This is a genomic window from Enterobacter cloacae complex sp. P42RS, from assembly GCF_014930595.1.
In the GTDB taxonomy this organism is placed as follows: domain Bacteria; phylum Pseudomonadota; class Gammaproteobacteria; order Enterobacterales; family Enterobacteriaceae; genus Enterobacter; species Enterobacter bugandensis.
Window position 1 is genome coordinate 107,986 of sequence record NZ_JADBRK010000007.1, and the last position, 14,934, is coordinate 122,919.

The following is a 14,934-nucleotide window of genomic DNA, read 5'->3' on the forward strand; positions in this document are numbered from 1 at the left end:
ACCATGAAACTCTTCGCCCAGGACACGCATCTCGATCTTTCACATCCGCACGTGATGGGGATCCTGAATGTTACCCCTGACTCCTTCTCTGACGGCGGCACGCATAACACGCTTATCGACGCGGTTAAGCACGCAAATCTAATGATCAACGCGGGTGCCACCATCATTGATGTGGGCGGTGAATCGACGCGTCCCGGCGCGGCAGATGTTTCGGTGGAAGAAGAGCTGGCGCGCGTGGTGCCGGTGGTTGAGGCAATCGCGCAACGTTTCGAGGTGTGGATCTCCGTCGACACGTCCAAACCAGAAGTGATCCGTGAAGTGGCGAGAGTGGGCGCTCACATTATCAATGATATCCGCTCGCTGACCGAACCGGGTGCGATCGAGGCCGCTGCAGAAACCGGCCTGCCGGTATGCCTGATGCACATGCAGGGGCAACCGAAAACCATGCAGGAAGCGCCGAAGTATGATGATGTCTTTGCCGACGTGAATCGCTTCTTTATTGAGCATATTGAACGCTGTGAGCGTGCAGGTATCGCAAAAGAGAAATTGCTGCTCGACCCGGGGTTCGGTTTCGGTAAAAATCTCTCACACAATTATGCGTTGCTTGCGCGCTTATCGGAATTTCATCACTTTGGTCTGCCGCTGCTGGTGGGTATGTCGAGAAAGTCGATGATTGGTCAATTGCTGAATGTAGGACCGAGCGAGCGCCTGAGTGGCAGCCTGGCCTGCGCGGTAATTGCGGCGATGCAAGGCGCGCACATTATCCGTGTCCATGACGTCAAAGAAACAGTAGAAGCCATGCGTGTGGTGGAAGCCACACTGGCAGCGAAGGAAAACAAACGCTATGAGTAATCGTAAGTATTTTGGTACCGATGGTATCCGTGGGCGCGTAGGCGATGCTCCAATTACCCCTGATTTTGTTCTGAAGCTCGGCTGGGCTGCCGGCAAGGTGCTGGCGCGTCATGGCTCACGTAAGATCATTATTGGTAAAGATACCCGTATTTCGGGCTATATGCTGGAATCTGCGTTGGAAGCGGGTCTGGCAGCGGCAGGGCTTTCAGCCTCTTTTACTGGCCCAATGCCAACGCCTGCTGTTGCCTACCTTACGCGCACCTTCCGCGCGGAAGCGGGAATTGTGATCTCGGCGTCTCATAACCCGTTCTACGACAACGGCATCAAGTTCTTCTCCATTGACGGCACTAAGCTGCCGGACGAAGTGGAAGAGGCCATTGAAGCCGAAATGGAAAAAGAGATCACCTGTGTTGATTCCGCCGAGCTGGGTAAAGCGAACCGTATCGTCGATGCGGCGGGTCGTTATATCGAATTCTGCAAAGGCACCTTCCCGAACGAGCTGAGCCTGGCGCATCTTAAAATTGTGGTGGACTGTGCGAACGGTGCGACCTATCACATCGCGCCGAATGTCTTCCGCGAGCTGGGTGCGAAAGTGATCGCCATCGGCTGCGAGCCGGATGGTCTGAATATTAACGAAGAAGTCGGGGCGACGGACGTGCGTGCCCTGCAGGCGCGCGTGCTGGCGGAAAAAGCCGATCTGGGTATTGCCCTGGACGGCGACGGTGACCGCGTGATCATGGTTGACCACGAAGGTAATAAAGTCGACGGCGATCAGATCCTCTACATCATTGCCCGTGAAGGCCTGCGCCAGGGTCAGCTGCGCGGCGGCGCGGTTGGGACGCTGATGAGCAACATGGGTCTGGAGCTGGCGCTGAAACAGCTCGGTATTCCGTTTGTTCGCGCGAAAGTGGGCGACCGCTACGTGCTGGAAAAGCTGCAGGAGAAGGGCTGGCGCATTGGTGCTGAGAACTCCGGCCACGTGATCCTGCTCGACAAAACCACTACCGGTGACGGCATTGTTGCCGCGCTTCAGGTGGTTGCCGCGATGGCGCGCAACCATATGAGCCTGCACGATCTGTGCAGCGGGATGAAAATGTTCCCGCAGATCCTGGTGAACGTGCGTTTCACTGCGGGTAAAGGCGATCCGCTGGAAAATGACAACGTGAAAGCGGTGATGGCTGAGGTTGAAGCGGCCCTGGGCAGCCGTGGACGCGTGCTGCTGCGTAAGTCCGGTACCGAACCACTGATCCGCGTGATGGTGGAAGGCGAAGACGAAGCGCAGGTCACCGAATTTGCGCACCGTATTGCGGATGCCGTAAAAGCTGCATAATCTTGCATGCTAAATGTTTAAAAAGGCGGCGTTTGCCGCCTTTGTTTTAAGCAATTAATGGCTTTTTGCTGTTTTTTTCCGCAGTTGATACAATGCGTCGAAAATGCCCTTGCGAAGGTGATTCGCTTTGGTTAGTATTCACACCCGCTTCAGTGGGAAACAGAAATCCTGCTAATTGGTCGAAGCATTGGTATGCGGCAAATCCGCAAGGAACAGGTTGATTATGTACGAAGCTCTTTTAGTTATTTTCCTTATTGTAGCCATCGCTCTCGTAGCGCTGATTATGCTGCAGCAAGGTAAAGGCGCTGATATGGGAGCCTCCTTCGGAGCAGGCGCTTCCGGTACGCTGTTCGGTTCAAGTGGTTCTGCGAACTTCATGACCCGCACGACGGCGATTCTGGCTACGCTGTTCTTCATCATCAGTCTGGTGCTGGGCAATATCAACAGCAACAAGACCAGCAAAGGAAGCGAGTGGGAAAATCTGAGCGCGCCAGCCAAAACTGAGCAGACTCAGCCAGCTGCACCGGCTAAGCCAACCAGCGATATCCCGCAGTAAGTATTCCGTACCGAGGTGGTGGAATTGGTAGACACGCTACCTTGAGGTGGTAGTGCCCTAACGGGCTTGTGGGTTCGAGTCCCATCCTCGGTACCAATATTCCAGAAGAAAGACGTCGAAAGGCGTCTTTTTTTTCGTCTTTAGTTTTTGCCGTTCGTAGGCCCGGTAAGCGCAGCGCCACCGGGCAAAATGGCGGGTGGCGCTGCGCTTACCCGCCCTACAAAAGCCAAACAAAAAGGCGCCCATTGGGCGCCTTTTGCATGTTACATCAGCGATTACTTCTTATCGCTATTCTCCAGGTTTTCAACCTGCGGCAGGCCGTTACCGGAATTCGCGGAGAGCAGACCATTCTCAACGTAGTTGAACAGCTTCTCACGGGTATCGGTGATGTCCAGGTTACGCATGGTCAACTGACCAATACGGTCGTCCGGAGAAAACACAGACTCACCTTTTTCCATGGTCAGACGCTCGGCTTTATAGGTCAGGTTGTCCGACACGGTGTTAAGAATAGAGTAGTCGTTACCACGACGCAGTTCCAGCGTCACTTCACCGGTGATCGCGCTCGCTACCCAACGCTGCAGCGCGTCACGCAGCATCAGCGCCTGCGGATCGAACCAGCGACCCTGATACAGCAGTTTGCCCAGTTGACGACCATGAGAGTGATACTGCTCGATGGTGTCTTCGTTGTGAATACCGGTCAGCAGACGCTCGTAAGCGATGTGCAGCAGCGCCATCCCCGGAGCTTCATAGATGCCGCGGCTTTTCGCTTCGATGATACGGTTTTCAATCTGATCGCTCATGCCCAGACCGTGACGGCCGCCGATGCGGTTTGCTTCCAGCATCAGTTCAACGTCGTCAGAGAAGGTCTTACCGTTCAGGGCAACCGGATGACCACGTTCGAAACGAACGGTCACTTCTTCTGCCGGGATCTTCACGCTCTCGTCCCAGAACTTCACGCCCATGATCGGGTTAACGATCTTCACGCTGGAGTTCAGGAACTCCAGGTCCTTCGCTTCGTGCGTCGCGCCCAGCATGTTGGAGTCGGTAGAGTAGGCTTTCTCAACGGACATTTTGTAGTCAAAGCCGCAGGCAATCATAAACTCGGACATTTCATGACGACCACCCAGCTCGTCGATGAAGTCGGTGTCCAGCCACGGCTTGTAGATCTGCAGCTCCGCGTTGGTCAGCAGGCCATAACGATAGAAACGTTCGATATCGTTGCCTTTATAGGTGCTGCCGTCACCCCAGATGTTTACGCCATCTTCTTTCATGGCGGCAACCAGCATGGTGCCGGTGACGGCACGACCCAGCGGGGTGGTGTTGAAATAGGTCAGGCCGCCCGTGGTGTTATGGAACGCACCGCACTGAATAGCGGCGATACCTTCAGCAACCAGTTGCTTACGGCAGTCAATCAGTCGCGCGTTTTCTGCGCCATACTCTTTAGCGCGACGAGGAATAGCATCGTAATCGTCCTCATCCGGCTGACCCAGGTTCGCAGTATATGCATACGGAACCGCTCCCTTCTGGCGCATCCACAGCAGTGCAGCGCTGGTATCCAGGCCGCCTGAGAAAGCGATGCCAATACGTTGTCCTACCGGAAGATGCTTGAGAATCGTCGTCATAGAATAAAACCCTGCTTGATTGACTGATTAGAGACCGCTTTCGCTCTCTTGTGCATTTTTATGCAAAATAAGTGAGTATTCATTTAATCATCTTTTGTCGAAGACCGGAAGAGACTCATGCGTTTTTTGTAAAAAATTTGGTCTGTTCTCTCTGGCGGAAGCTGGGTTGACAGGTGGGGTCAACTATCAATATACTAAACGCCGATTTTACGTCCCGTCTTCGGTACCAAATCCCAGCATTATTTGCAAATTCTGTCCAAAACGCGTAGAATTTGCCACGTTTCAGGCGCGGGGTGGAGCAGCCTGGTAGCTCGTCGGGCTCATAACCCGAAGGTCGTCGGTTCAAATCCGGCCCCCGCAACCACTTTCCCATAAAGTTCTTTTTCAAATATACTGTGAAGACTTAGAGCCTTCGTAGCTGGATTTGAAAAAATTCTTTCGGAGAGTGCTCCAGGCCACAGTTGTGGCTATAGGGTTCAGTTATCTAAAGCCCCGATTTATCGGGGTTTTTTGTTATCTGACTACAGAATAACTGGGCTTTACGCCCTTTTTTTATGTCTTGGGGGTGGGCTTGTCCACATTAGAGCAAAAATTAACAGAGATGATTACTGCACCGGTCGAAGCACTGGGCTACGAACTGGTCGGCATCGAATTCGTTCGCGGCCGTACATCGACGCTGCGCATCTATATTGATAGTGAAGATGGCATCAATGTTGATGATTGTGCTGATGTCAGCCACCAGGTGAGTGCGGTTCTTGATGTTGAAGACCCGATTACCGTTGCGTACAACCTGGAAGTTTCCTCACCTGGCCTGGATCGCCCGATGTTCACGGCCGAGCACTATGTGCGCTTTACCGGTGAAGAAGTGGCTCTCGTTCTGCGTATGGCCGTACAGAACCGCCGTAAATGGCAGGGAATTATCAAAGCCGTTGATGGTGAAATGATCACGGTAACAGTCGAAGGCAAAGATGAAGTGTTCGCGCTGAGTAATATCCAGAAGGCGAACCTGGTTCCCCACTTTTAACAGTCTGGATTGAGGTGAAAAGCCCGCGATGAACAAAGAAATTTTGGCTGTTGTTGAAGCCGTCTCCAACGAGAAATCACTGCCGCGTGAGAAAATTTTCGAAGCGCTGGAAAGTGCACTGGCTACAGCAACCAAGAAAAAATACGAACAAGAGATCGATGTTCGCGTAGAAATCGATCGTAAAAGCGGTGACTTCGATACATTCCGTCGTTGGGTAATCGTTGAAGAAGTGACCCAGCCGACCAAAGAGATCACCCTGGAAGCGGCACGTTTTGAAGACGAAAGTCTGAACGTGGGTGACTACGTTGAAGATCAGATTGAATCTGTGACCTTCGACCGTATCACCACCCAGACCGCTAAGCAGGTTATCGTGCAGAAAGTGCGCGAAGCCGAGCGCGCGCTGGTTGTCGATCAGTTCCGCGATCAGGAAGGCGAAATCATCACTGGCGTGGTGAAGAAAGTGAACCGTGACAACATCTCTCTGGAAATTAAATCCGAAGGGATGCCGGGCAACGCTGAAGCCGTGATCCTGCGTGAAGACATGCTGCCGCGTGAAAACTTCCGCCCGGGCGACCGTATTCGTGGTGTTCTGTACGCCGTGCGCCCTGAAGCGCGTGGTGCACAGCTGTTCGTGACCCGTTCTAAACCAGAAATGCTGGTTGAACTGTTCCGCATCGAAGTGCCGGAAATCGGCGAAGAAGTTATTGAGATCAAAGCAGCAGCTCGCGATCCAGGCTCTCGTGCGAAAATTGCGGTGAAAACCAACGACAAGCGTATCGATCCGGTCGGTGCTTGCGTCGGTATGCGCGGCGCGCGCGTTCAGGCGGTTTCTACCGAACTGGGCGGCGAGCGTATTGATATCGTTCTGTGGGACGACAACCCGGCGCAGTTCGTGATCAACGCAATGGCTCCGGCTGATGTCGCGTCTATCGTTGTTGACGAAGACAAACACACCATGGATATCGCTGTTGAAGCGGGCAACCTGGCGCAGGCGATTGGCCGTAACGGTCAGAACGTACGCCTGGCGTCACAGCTGAGCGGCTGGGAACTCAACGTCATGACCGTTGATGACCTGCAGGCTAAGCATCAGGCTGAAGCCCATGCGGCGATCGATACCTTCACCAAATACCTCGACATTGACGAAGACTTCGCCACTGTTCTGGTCGAAGAAGGTTTCTCTACGTTGGAAGAACTGGCCTATGTGCCAATGAAAGAGCTGCTGGAAATTGACGGTCTGGATGAGCCAACCGTTGAAGCCCTGCGTGAACGCGCTAAAAACGCACTGACCACCCTGGCACTGGCTCAGGAAGAAAGCCTTGGCGATAAGAAGCCGGCTGATGACCTGCTGAATCTGGAAGGTCTTGATCGTGCGATTGCGTTCAAGCTGGCTGCCCGTGGTGTTTGTACGCTGGAAGATCTCGCTGAGCAAGGCGTTGATGACCTGGCCGATATCGAAGGTTTAACCGACGAGAAAGCCGGCGAACTCATCATGGCCGCACGTAATATTTGCTGGTTCGGCGACGAAGCGTAATAAACTGTAGCAGGAAGGAACAGCATGACTGATGTAACTGTAAAATCGCTGGCTGCTGAGATTCAGACCTCCGTGGACCGCCTGGTACAGCAATTTGCTGATGCAGGGATCCCGAAGTCCGCTGATGACTCGGTGACCGCGCAAGAAAAACAAACCTTGTTAACGCACCTGAACCGCGAACACGGTTCTACGCCTGACAAGTTAACGCTGCAGCGCAAAACGCGCAGCACGTTAAACATTCCTGGTACCGGTGGCAAAAGCAAATCGGTACAAATTGAAGTCCGCAAGACGCGCACCTTTGTAAAACGTGATCCGCAAGAGGCAGAACGCCTTGCCGCGGAAGAGCAGGCACAGCGTGAAGCGGAAGAACAAGCTCAGCGTGAGGCGGAAGCAGCCGCCAAACGTGAAGCAGAATTAAAAGCTGAACGTGAGGCCGCAGAAAAAGCGAAACGCGACGCCAGTGATAAAGTGAAGCGTGACGCTGCGGAAAAAGACAAAGTGAGCAATCAACAGACAGACGAAATGACCAAAACCGCCCAGGCTGAAAAAGCCCGCCGTGAAAATGAAGCTGCCGAGCTGAAGCGTAAAGCGGAAGAAGAAGCCCGCCGTAAGCTGGAAGAAGAAGCTCGCCGCGTCGCTGAAGAAGCGCGCCGTATGGCAGAAGAAAACGAGAAGAATGGCGTGAATACCGCTGAACCGACTGAAGACACCAGCGACTATCACGTGACCACTTCTCAGCATGCGCGTCAGGCTGAAGATGATAACGACCGTGAAGTAGAAGGCGGCCGTGGCCGTGGTCGTAATGCAAAAGCCGCGCGTCCGGCTAAGAAAGGTAACAAACACGCTGAATCTAAAGCTGACCGCGAAGAAGCTCGTGCAGCGGTTCGCGGTGGTAAAGGCGGCAAGCGTAAAGGTTCTTCTCTGCAGCAGGGCTTCCAGAAGCCAGCTCAGGCGGTTAACCGTGACGTCGTGATTGGCGAAACCATCACCGTTGGCGATCTGGCGAACAAGATGGCGGTTAAAGGCTCTCAGGTCATCAAAGCGATGATGAAGCTGGGCGCAATGGCGACCATCAACCAGGTTATCGACCAGGAAACCGCACAGCTGGTTGCCGAAGAGATGGGCCACAAAGTTATCCTGCGTCGTGAAAACGAGCTGGAAGAAGCAGTAATGAGCGACCGTGACACTGGCGCTGCGGCTGAACCGCGTGCACCGGTTGTGACCATCATGGGTCACGTTGACCACGGTAAAACCTCTCTGCTCGACTACATTCGTTCTACGAAAGTTGCCTCCGGCGAAGCGGGTGGTATTACCCAGCACATCGGTGCTTACCACGTAGAAACCGAAAACGGCATGATCACCTTCCTGGATACCCCAGGCCACGCAGCGTTCACCTCAATGCGTGCTCGTGGTGCTCAGGCTACGGATATCGTTGTACTGGTTGTTGCAGCAGACGATGGCGTTATGCCACAGACCATTGAAGCTATCCAGCACGCGAAAGCGGCGCAGGTGCCTCTGGTTGTTGCGGTCAACAAAATCGATAAGCCAGAAGCCGATCTGGACCGCGTGAAGAACGAACTGTCTCAATACGGCGTTATGCCGGAAGAGTGGGGCGGCGAAGCGCAGTTCATCCCTGTATCTGCAAAAGCGGGTACTGGTATCGACGACCTGCTGAACGCTATCCTGCTTCAGGCCGAAGTTCTGGAGCTGAAAGCCGTTCGTAAAGGTATGGCGAGCGGTGCGGTAATCGAATCCTTCCTGGATAAAGGTCGTGGTCCGGTTGCAACGGTTCTGGTTCGCGAAGGTACGCTGAACAAGGGCGACATCGTTCTGTGTGGCTTCGAATACGGTCGCGTTCGTGCGATGCGTAACGAACTGGGTCAGGAAGTGCTGGAAGCAGGTCCGTCCATTCCAGTGGAAATCCTGGGTCTGTCCGGTGTTCCGGCTGCCGGTGATGAAGTGACCGTTGTACGTGACGAGAAGAAAGCGCGTGAAGTGGCACTGTATCGTCAGGGCAAATTCCGTGAAGTTAAGCTGGCGCGTCAGCAGAAATCTAAACTTGAGAACATGTTTGCGAACATGGCTGAAGGCGAAGTTCACGAAGTGAACGTCGTTCTGAAAGCGGACGTTCAGGGTTCTGTGGAAGCGATCTCCGACTCCTTGCTGAAACTGTCTACCGACGAAGTGAAAGTGAAGATCATCGGTTCTGGCGTAGGTGGTATCACCGAAACCGACGCAACCCTGGCTGCGGCATCCAACGCTATCCTGGTTGGCTTCAACGTGCGTGCTGATGCATCTGCTCGCCGCGTGATCGAAGCGGAAAGCCTGGATCTGCGCTACTACTCCGTCATCTATAACCTGATCGACGAAGTGAAAGCCGCGATGAGCGGTATGCTGTCTCCTGAGCTGAAACAGCAGATCATCGGTCTGGCTGAAGTGCGTGACGTGTTCAAATCACCGAAATTCGGTGCGATCGCGGGCTGTATGGTTACCGAAGGTACCATCAAGCGTCACAACCCAATCCGCGTACTGCGTGACAACGTGGTTATCTACGAAGGCGAGCTGGAATCCCTGCGCCGCTTCAAAGATGACGTTAACGAAGTCCGTAACGGCATGGAATGTGGTATCGGCGTTAAGAACTACAACGACGTTCGCGTTGGCGATATGATCGAAGTGTTCGAAATCATCGAGATCCAACGCAGCATCGACTAATCCTTAGGGATAAGTCCATATGTAGGCCGGGATCGCCTCGTGCCACCCGGCAATAATTTTAAAAGGGGCTTTTAGCCCCTTTTTTGTCTGGAGAATTTATTATGGCGAAAGAATTTGGTCGCCCACAGCGCGTGGCGCAGGAGATGCAGAAAGAGATTGCGCTTATCCTGCAACGCGAAATCAAAGACCCGCGTATCGGTATGATGACCACCGTCTCTGGCGTGGAAATGTCTCGTGATCTGGCCTATGCCAAAGTGTTCGTGACCTTCCTGAACGATCAGGACGAAGCGGCGGTTAAAAACGGCATTAAAGCACTGCAGGAAGCCTCTGGTTTCATCCGCTCTCTGCTCGGCAAAGCGATGCGCCTGCGTATTGTTCCCGAGCTGACCTTCTTCTACGACAACTCGCTGGTCGAAGGTATGCGCATGTCCAACCTGGTGACCAGCGTGGTGAAACATGACGACGAACGTCGTGTTAACCCGACGGACGACAGCAAGGAGGACTGATGAGTCGTCCTCGTCGTCGCGGTCGCGACGTGCATGGCGTGCTGCTGCTGGATAAACCGCAGGGTGCATCCAGCAACGACGTGCTGCAAAAAGTGAAGCGTATTTATAACGCTAACCGTGCGGGCCACACCGGCGCGCTGGATCCGCTGGCGACCGGCATGCTGCCGATTTGCCTGGGTGAAGCAACAAAGTTTTCCCAGTACCTGCTCGATTCCGATAAACGCTACCGCGTTATCGCTAAGCTGGGCCAGCGTACGGATACCTCCGACGCGGATGGTCAGGTGGTGGAAGAGCGCCCGGTGACCTTCAGCGCCGAACAGCTTGATGCGGTGCTGGAGAGCTTCCGCGGGGACACGATGCAGGTGCCGTCGATGTATTCGGCGCTGAAATATCAGGGCAAAAAGCTTTACGAATATGCGCGCCAGGGAATTGACGTCCCGCGCGAAGCGCGTCCGATAACCGTGTATGAGCTGCTGTTCATTCGCCACGAAGGTGACGAGCTGGAGCTGGAAGTCCACTGTTCGAAGGGGACCTATATTCGCACCATCATCGACGACCTGGGTGAAAAGCTGGGCTGCGGTGCGCATGTGATTTATCTGCGTCGTCTGGCGGTCAGTAAATATCCGGTGGAACGCATGGTGACGCTTGAGCAGCTGCGCGCGCTGGCTGAGCAGGCACAAGCGCAGGGAGTGGAACCAGCAGATTTGCTGGATCCACTGCTGATGCCAATGGACAGTCCGGCAGCGGACTTCCCGATCGTTAATCTTCCTTTAACATCGTCCGTTTACTTTAAGAACGGAAACCCGGTTCGTACGACGGATGCGCCGCTGGATGGACTGGTACGCGTGACGGAAGGTGACGAAGGGAAATTCATCGGTATGGGCGAAATGGACGGTGAAGGGCGCGTTGCGCCGCGTCGTCTGGTCGTCGAATATCCGGTCGACGCGTGACGGTGATTACGCCTCACCTTGCGATAAGCAGGGGAGACGAGTAGAATATCGCCGCTTAACGCCCGGTAAATTGTTTAACAATCTGCGGGGCGTACATGGGGTCGCTGAATTAGAGATCGGCACCCTTACATTTTTTATACTTTGGAGTTTGAAAATGTCTCTAAGCGTTGAAGCTAAAGCTAAAATCGTTTCTGAGTTTGGTCGTGGTACTAACGACAGCGGTTCTACCGAAGTTCAGGTTGCACTGCTGACTGCACAGATTAACCACCTGCAGGGTCACTTTGCAGAGCACAAAAAAGATCACCACAGCCGTCGTGGTCTGCTGCGCATGGTTTCTCAGCGTCGTAAACTGCTCGACTACCTGAAGCGTAAAGATGTTGCACGCTACACCGCGCTGATCGAGCGTCTGGGTCTGCGTCGCTAAGTCTTGCGAGTTTCAGAAAAGGGGGCCTGATGGCCCCTTTTTTCAACCAGACGGCAGCAATTCAATGGAAACTATTGTATTGTTGCTATAAATGATCTTCATTGCAGAGGTTCGCGCGGCTAATGAGAGGCTTCACCCATGGGGGTGTCGGTTGTCATTAGTCGCGAGGATGCGAAGAAGGTCGGGTTAAATCGACAGCACGCCGGCGGTGTGCTGTCATACATTTAAGAAAGGATAGAATTTTGCTGAATCCGATCGTTCGTAAATTCCAGTATGGTCAACATACCGTCACGCTGGAAACCGGCATGATGGCACGCCAGGCGACTGCTGCCGTTATGGTAAGCATGGATGACACCGCGGTATTCGTGACCGTTGTGGGCCAGAAAAAAGCTAAACCAGGTCAGGACTTCTTCCCGCTGACCGTTAACTACCAGGAGCGTACCTACGCTGCCGGCAAAATCCCGGGTGGCTTCTTCCGTCGTGAAGGCCGTCCAAGCGAAGGCGAAACCCTGATCGCGCGTCTGATTGACCGCCCGGTTCGTCCGCTGTTCCCGGAAGGCTTCGTTAACGAAGTGCAGGTTATTGCGACCGTTGTTTCCGTTAACCCACAGGTTAACCCGGACATCGTTGCGATGATCGGTGCCTCCGCTGCCCTGTCACTGTCTGGTATTCCATTCAATGGCCCAATCGGTGCCGCGCGCGTCGGTTACATCAACGACCAGTACGTGCTGAACCCAACACAGGAAGAGCTGAAAGAAAGTAAGCTGGACCTGGTTGTTGCCGGTACTGAAGCGGCTGTGCTGATGGTTGAATCCGAAGCTGAACTGCTGAGCGAAGACCAGATGCTGGGCGCTGTGGTGTTCGGTCACGAGCAGCAGCAGATTGTTATCCAGAACATCAACGACCTGGTGAAAGAAGCCGGTAAGCCACGTTGGGACTGGCAGCCAGAAGCAGCAAACGACGCGCTGAACGCACGCGTTGCGGCACTGGCAGAATCTCGTCTGAGCGACGCTTACCGCATCACCGACAAACAGGAGCGTTACGCTCAGGTTGACGCGATCAAATCTGAAGTAACCGCGACCCTGGTTGCCGAAGACGAAACGCTGGACGCTAACGAAATTGGCGAAATTCTGCACGCTATCGAGAAAAACGTTGTTCGTAGCCGCGTACTGGCAGGCGAGCCGCGTATCGATGGCCGTGAAAAAGACATGATTCGTGGTCTGGACGTACGCACGGGCGTACTGCCGCGTACTCACGGTTCTGCGCTGTTCACCCGTGGTGAAACGCAGGCGCTGGTTACCGCAACCCTGGGTACCGCACGTGACGCGCAGATCATCGATGAACTGATGGGCGAGCGTACTGACAACTTCCTGTTCCACTACAACTTCCCTCCGTACTCTGTGGGCGAAACCGGTATGGTTGGCTCACCGAAGCGTCGTGAAATTGGTCACGGTCGTCTGGCGAAGCGTGGCGTGCTGGCAGTGATGCCGGAAGCTGACAAATTCCCGTACACCGTTCGTGTGGTTTCTGAAATCACCGAATCCAACGGTTCTTCTTCCATGGCTTCCGTATGTGGTGCCTCTCTGGCGCTGATGGATGCGGGCGTGCCGATCAAAGCCGCCGTTGCGGGTATCGCAATGGGTCTGGTGAAAGAAGGCGACAACTTCGTTGTTCTGTCTGACATTCTGGGTGACGAAGACCACCTGGGCGATATGGACTTCAAAGTAGCGGGTTCCCGCGACGGTATCTCTGCCCTGCAGATGGATATCAAAATTGAAGGTATCACCAAAGAGATCATGCAGGTTGCTCTGAACCAGGCTAAAGGTGCGCGTCTGCACATCCTGGGCGTGATGGAACAGGCTATCAACGCGCCACGCGGTGATATCTCTGAATTCGCTCCGCGTATTCACACCATCAAGATCAATCCAGACAAGATCAAAGATGTTATCGGTAAGGGCGGTTCTGTTATCCGCGCGCTGACCGAAGAGACCGGCACCACCATCGAAATCGAAGATGACGGTACTGTGAAGATCGCAGCAACCGACGGCGAGAAAGCGAAATTCGCTATCCGTCGCATCGAAGAAATCACTGCTGAAATCGAAGTGGGCCGTATCTATGCAGGTAAAGTGACCCGTATCGTTGACTTTGGCGCATTCGTTGCCATCGGCGGCGGTAAAGAAGGTCTGGTTCACATCTCTCAGATCGCTGACAAGCGCGTTGAGAAAGTGACCGATTACCTGCAGATGGGTCAGGAAGTGCCGGTTAAGGTTCTGGAAGTTGACCGTCAGGGCCGTATCCGTCTGAGCATTAAAGAAGCAACCGAGCAGTCTCAACCTGCTGCGGCACCGGAAGCTCCGGCTGCTGAACAGCAAGGCGAGTAAGTTGCCATTTGCCCTCCGCTTTGCGGAGGGCCTGTTATCAGGCAGGACGCCTTGTTAAGCCGCCGGGGGACAGGACGTTCATCCAATAGTTGTCTTCGGGAGTGGGAAATGAAGCCTTTTTTGCGCTGGTGTTTCGTTGCGACAGCTTTAACGCTGGCAGGATGCAGCAACTCTGCCTGGCGTAAGAGCGAAGTCCTCGCAGTGCCATTGCAACCGACTTTGCAGCAGGAAGTGATTCTGGCACGCATGGAACAAATACTTGCCAGTCGGGCTTTAACCGATGACGAACGCGCACAGCTTTTATATGAGCGCGGAGTGTTGTATGATAGTCTCGGTCTGAGGGCATTAGCGCGAAATGATTTTTCACAAGCGCTGGCTATCCGACCTGATATGCCTGAAGTATTCAATTACTTAGGCATTTATTTAACGCAGGCAGGCAATTTTGATGCTGCCTATGAAGCGTTTGATTCTGTACTTGAGCTTGATCCAACTTACAACTACGCGCACTTGAATCGCGGTATCGCATTGTATTACGGCGGTCGTGATAAGTTAGCGCAAGATGATCTGCTGGCGTTTTATCAAGACGATCCTAATGATCCTTTCCGTAGCCTGTGGCTTTACATTGTTGAGCGGAAGCTCGATGAGAAGCAGGCAAAAGAAGCACTACAACAGCGCTTCGAGAAATCGGATAAGGAACAGTGGGGATGGAACATTGTCGAGTTCTACCTGGGCAACATTAGCGAAGCAACGCTGATGGAACGCCTCAAGGCGGACGCAACGGATAACACCTCGCTCGCTGAGCATCTCAGTGAAACCAACTTCTATTTAGGTAAGTACTACCTAAGTCTGGGGGATATGGACAGCGCTACGGCACTGTTCAAATTAGCGGTTGCTAACAACGTACATAACTTCGTTGAGCACCGTTATGCATTGTTGGAATTATCGCTCTTGGGCCAGGAGCAAGACGACCTGGCAGAATCGGACCAGCAATAGCTGACGACATAAACATCAGCCCGTAATCTTTTGATTGCCATCACCTTCACTGG

At 53.7% G+C, this 14,934-nt stretch carries 12 protein-coding genes and 2 tRNA genes; 13 read left to right on the forward strand and 1 reads right to left on the reverse strand.

Going from position 1 to position 14,934, the window contains the following annotated elements:
* Positions 1 to 3 precede the first annotated feature (3 nt).
* From folP to IM314_RS11755, 4 genes are all read left to right on the forward strand, one after another.
* Positions 4 to 852: a dihydropteroate synthase gene (gene folP, locus IM314_RS11740; RefSeq protein WP_045630725.1), complete on the forward strand. Its 849-nt coding sequence runs from the start codon at positions 4 to 6 to the stop codon at positions 850 to 852.
* The gene (glmM, locus tag IM314_RS11745) at positions 845 to 2,182 is read left to right on the forward strand and encodes a phosphoglucosamine mutase (RefSeq protein WP_041907881.1); all 1,338 of its coding nucleotides are present in this window, start codon (positions 845 to 847) and stop codon (positions 2,180 to 2,182) included. The genes folP and glmM overlap by 8 nt, the downstream gene beginning before the upstream one ends.
* Before the next feature lie 223 nt (positions 2,183 to 2,405).
* Positions 2,406 to 2,738 carry a preprotein translocase subunit SecG gene (gene secG / locus IM314_RS11750; RefSeq protein ID WP_003861803.1) on the forward strand — a complete coding sequence of 111 codons (333 nt, stop codon included), beginning with the start codon at positions 2,406 to 2,408 and terminating at the stop codon, positions 2,736 to 2,738.
* A 9-nt stretch (positions 2,739 to 2,747) separates the two neighbouring features.
* Positions 2,748 to 2,834 (forward strand) — tRNA-Leu (locus IM314_RS11755).
* A 179-nt stretch (positions 2,835 to 3,013) separates the two neighbouring features.
* On the opposite strand, the gene argG is transcribed toward IM314_RS11755, so the two are convergent.
* Positions 3,014 to 4,360 carry an argininosuccinate synthase gene (argG, locus tag IM314_RS11760; RefSeq protein ID WP_028014551.1) on the reverse strand — a complete coding sequence of 449 codons (1,347 nt, stop codon included), beginning with the start codon at positions 4,358 to 4,360 and terminating at the stop codon, positions 3,014 to 3,016.
* Between the two features lie 287 nt (positions 4,361 to 4,647).
* Between argG and IM314_RS11765 the strand changes: the two genes are divergently transcribed.
* The 9 genes from IM314_RS11765 to nlpI all read left to right on the forward strand — a co-directional run bounded on the left by IM314_RS11765 (position 4,648) and on the right by nlpI (position 14,881).
* Positions 4,648 to 4,724, forward strand: a tRNA-Met gene (locus IM314_RS11765).
* A gap of 207 nt (positions 4,725 to 4,931) precedes the next feature.
* Complete coding sequence (gene rimP / locus IM314_RS11770; protein WP_014833432.1) at positions 4,932 to 5,384, forward strand: ribosome maturation factor RimP; 453 nt, start codon at positions 4,932 to 4,934, stop codon at positions 5,382 to 5,384.
* Positions 5,385 to 5,412: 28 nt separating this feature from the next.
* Positions 5,413 to 6,915, forward strand: a complete 1,503-nt coding sequence (gene nusA, locus IM314_RS11775; RefSeq protein WP_014885374.1) for a transcription termination factor NusA — start codon at positions 5,413 to 5,415, stop codon at positions 6,913 to 6,915.
* Positions 6,916 to 6,939: 24 nt separating this feature from the next.
* A complete protein-coding gene (gene infB / locus IM314_RS11780) occupies positions 6,940 to 9,627 on the forward strand; it encodes a translation initiation factor IF-2 (RefSeq protein WP_041907885.1) in 2,688 nt (895 codons plus the stop codon).
* Positions 9,628 to 9,728: 101 nt separating this feature from the next.
* Positions 9,729 to 10,133, forward strand: a complete 405-nt coding sequence (rbfA, locus tag IM314_RS11785) for a 30S ribosome-binding factor RbfA (protein WP_041907887.1) — start codon at positions 9,729 to 9,731, stop codon at positions 10,131 to 10,133.
* Complete coding sequence (gene truB / locus IM314_RS11790) at positions 10,133 to 11,083, forward strand: tRNA pseudouridine(55) synthase TruB (RefSeq protein WP_049137015.1); 951 nt, start codon at positions 10,133 to 10,135, stop codon at positions 11,081 to 11,083. Before rbfA ends, truB begins: the two co-directional genes overlap by 1 nt.
* 154 nt (positions 11,084 to 11,237) lie before the next feature.
* Complete coding sequence (gene rpsO / locus IM314_RS11795; RefSeq protein WP_003861789.1) at positions 11,238 to 11,507, forward strand: 30S ribosomal protein S15; 270 nt, start codon at positions 11,238 to 11,240, stop codon at positions 11,505 to 11,507.
* Between the two features lie 242 nt (positions 11,508 to 11,749).
* Positions 11,750 to 13,888 (forward strand): polyribonucleotide nucleotidyltransferase, encoded by a 2,139-nt coding sequence (pnp, locus tag IM314_RS11800; RefSeq protein ID WP_059354213.1) that lies wholly within the window; start codon positions 11,750 to 11,752, stop codon positions 13,886 to 13,888.
* A 108-nt stretch (positions 13,889 to 13,996) separates the two neighbouring features.
* Entirely contained in the window at positions 13,997 to 14,881 is an 885-nt protein-coding gene (gene nlpI / locus IM314_RS11805) for a lipoprotein NlpI (RefSeq protein WP_028014546.1), read from the forward strand.
* Positions 14,882 to 14,934 lie beyond the last annotated feature (53 nt).

Bases quoted from the DNA above. Each gene is read 5' to 3' on its own strand.
- folP (WP_045630725.1), top strand. From the start codon at position 4: ATGAAACTCTTCGCCCAGGACACGCATCTCGATCTTTCACATCCGCAC.
- glmM (WP_041907881.1), top strand. From the start codon at position 845: ATGAGTAATCGTAAGTATTTTGGTACCGATGGTATCCGTGGGCGCGTA.
- secG (WP_003861803.1), top strand. From the start codon at position 2,406: ATGTACGAAGCTCTTTTAGTTATTTTCCTTATTGTAGCCATCGCTCTC.
- argG (WP_028014551.1), bottom strand. From the start codon at position 4,360: ATGACGACGATTCTCAAGCATCTTCCGGTAGGACAACGTATTGGCATC.
- nusA (WP_014885374.1), top strand. From the start codon at position 5,413: ATGAACAAAGAAATTTTGGCTGTTGTTGAAGCCGTCTCCAACGAGAAA.
- infB (WP_041907885.1), top strand. From the start codon at position 6,940: ATGACTGATGTAACTGTAAAATCGCTGGCTGCTGAGATTCAGACCTCC.
- rbfA (WP_041907887.1), top strand. From the start codon at position 9,729: ATGGCGAAAGAATTTGGTCGCCCACAGCGCGTGGCGCAGGAGATGCAG.
- truB (WP_049137015.1), top strand. From the start codon at position 10,133: ATGAGTCGTCCTCGTCGTCGCGGTCGCGACGTGCATGGCGTGCTGCTG.
- rpsO (WP_003861789.1), top strand. From the start codon at position 11,238: ATGTCTCTAAGCGTTGAAGCTAAAGCTAAAATCGTTTCTGAGTTTGGT.
- nlpI (WP_028014546.1), top strand. From the start codon at position 13,997: ATGAAGCCTTTTTTGCGCTGGTGTTTCGTTGCGACAGCTTTAACGCTG.